Below are 2,357 nucleotides of genomic sequence, written 5' to 3'. Positions count from 1 at the left end.
CGGCGCAGACCCTGCTGGAGAACCTGTATTTCAACCCGAAGCGTTACGACCTGGCGAAGGTCGGCCGCTACAAGATCAACAAGAAGCTCGGCGTCGGCGCCGACATCACGCAGGGCACGCTGACCGAAGAAGACATCGTCGCCACCATCGAGTACATCGTCCGCCTCCACGCGGGTGAGGATTCGATGCCGGCCTCGGCCGAGGCGCCGATCGACACGGTGATCGTCGAGACCGACGACATCGACCACTTCGGCAACCGCCGTCTGCGCAGCGTCGGCGAGCTCATCCAGAACCAGGTCCGCCTGGGCCTGGCCCGTATGGAGCGCGTCGTCCGCGAGCGGATGACCACCCAGGACGTCGAGGCGATCACGCCGCAGACCCTGATCAACATCCGCCCGGTGGTGGCGTCGATCAAGGAGTTCTTCGGCACCTCCCAGCTGTCCCAGTTCATGGACCAGACCAACCCGCTGGCCGGCCTGACGCACAAGCGGCGTCTGTCCGCGCTCGGCCCCGGTGGTCTGTCGCGTGAGCGGGCCGGCTTCGAGGTCCGCGACGTGCACCCGTCCCACTACGGCCGGATGTGCCCGATCGAGACTCCCGAAGGCCCCAACATCGGCCTGATCGGCTCGCTCGCCTCCTACGGCCGGATCAACGCGTTCGGCTTCGTCGAGACGCCTTACCGCAAGGTCGTCGACGGCAAGGTGACCGACCAGATCGACTACCTCACGGCCGACGAGGAAGACCGCTACGTCAAGGCGCAGGCCAACACCACGCTCAACCCCGACGGCTCGTTCGCCGAGTCCCGGGTGCTCGTCCGCACCAAGGGCGGCGAGACCGAGCTGGCCAGGGCCGAGGAAGTCGACTACATCGACGTGTCGCCGCGCCAGATGGTGTCGGTCGCCACCGCGATGATCCCGTTCCTGGAGCACGACGACGCCAACCGCGCGCTCATGGGCTCCAACATGCAGCGCCAGTCGGTGCCGCTGCTCAAGAGCGAGGCGCCGCTGGTCGGCACCGGCATGGAATACCGCGCCGCGACCGACGCGGGCGACGTCATCAGCGCCGAGAAGGCCGGTGTGGTCGAGGAGGTCTCGGCCGACTACGTCACCGTGGCCAACGACGACGGCACCCGCACCACCTACCGGGTGGCCAAGTTCAAGCGGTCCAACCAGGGCACCTCGTTCAACCAGAAGCCGATCGTGGCCGAGGGTGACCGGATCGAGGTCAACCAGGTCATCGCCGACGGTCCCTGCACCGAGAACGGCGAGATGGCGCTGGGCAAGAACCTCCTGGTGGCGTTCATGCCGTGGGAGGGCCACAACTACGAAGACGCGATCATCCTGTCCCAGCGGCTGGTGCAGGACGACGTGCTGTCCTCGATCCACATCGAGGAGCACGAGGTCGACGCCCGTGACACGAAGCTGGGCCCTGAGGAGATCACCCGGGACATCCCGAACGTCTCCGAGGAGGTGCTGGCCGACCTGGACGAGCGCGGCATCATCCGGATCGGCGCCGAGGTGGTTCCCGGCGACATCCTGGTCGGCAAGGTGACCCCGAAGGGTGAGACCGAGCTGACTCCGGAGGAGCGGCTGCTGCGGGCGATCTTCGGTGAGAAGGCGCGTGAGGTGCGTGACACCTCGCTGAAGGTGCCGCACGGTGAGCAGGGCAAGGTCATCGGGGTTCGGGTGTTCTCCCGTGAGGAGGGCGACGAGCTGCCGCCGGGGGTCAACGAGCTGGTGCGCGTGTATGTGGCGCAGAAGCGCAAGATCACCGATGGTGACAAGCTGGCCGGCCGTCACGGCAACAAGGGCGTCATCTCCAAGATCCTGCCGGTGGAGGACATGCCGTTCCTGGAGGACGGCACGCCGGTCGACATCATCCTCAACCCGCTGGGCGTGCCCGGCCGGATGAACGTGGGCCAGGTGCTGGAGACCCATCTGGGGTGGATCGCCGCCCGGGGCTGGGACATCACCGGCATCCAGGAGGCGTGGGCCGAGCGGCTGCGCGACAAGGGCTTCGAGAAGGTCGAGGCGCGCACCAACGTCGCCACACCGGTCTTCGACGGCGCCAACGAGCAGGAGATCGTCGGCCTGCTCAACAACACCGTGCCCAACCGCGACGGCGACCGGATGGTCCAGGAGACCGGCAAGGCCCGCCTGTTCGACGGCCGCTCCGGCGAGCCGTTCCCGTACCCGATCTCGGTCGGCTACATCTACATCCTCAAGCTGCTCCACCTGGTCGACGACAAGATCCACGCGCGGTCGACCGGCCCGTACTCCATGATCACCCAGCAGCCGCTCGGCGGTAAGGCCCAGTTCGGCGGCCAGCGCTTCGGTGAGATGGAGGTGTGGGCGCTG

At 67.3% G+C, this 2,357-nt stretch carries 1 protein-coding gene; it reads left to right on the top strand.

Translation table 11 applies throughout. The features are described 5' to 3' along the window. The coding region (gene rpoB, locus KME79_RS44240) for a DNA-directed RNA polymerase subunit beta (RefSeq protein WP_219552659.1) at positions 1–2,357 on the top strand (2,357 nt) is incomplete at both ends.

The sequence above is a fragment of the Nonomuraea harbinensis genome (genome assembly GCF_019396385.1).
Taxonomy (GTDB): Bacteria; Actinomycetota; Actinomycetes; order Streptosporangiales; family Streptosporangiaceae; genus Nonomuraea; species Nonomuraea ferruginea.
The sequence above is the reverse complement of the archived record's forward strand: the minus strand, read 5'-3'. Positions and strand labels throughout refer to the sequence as shown.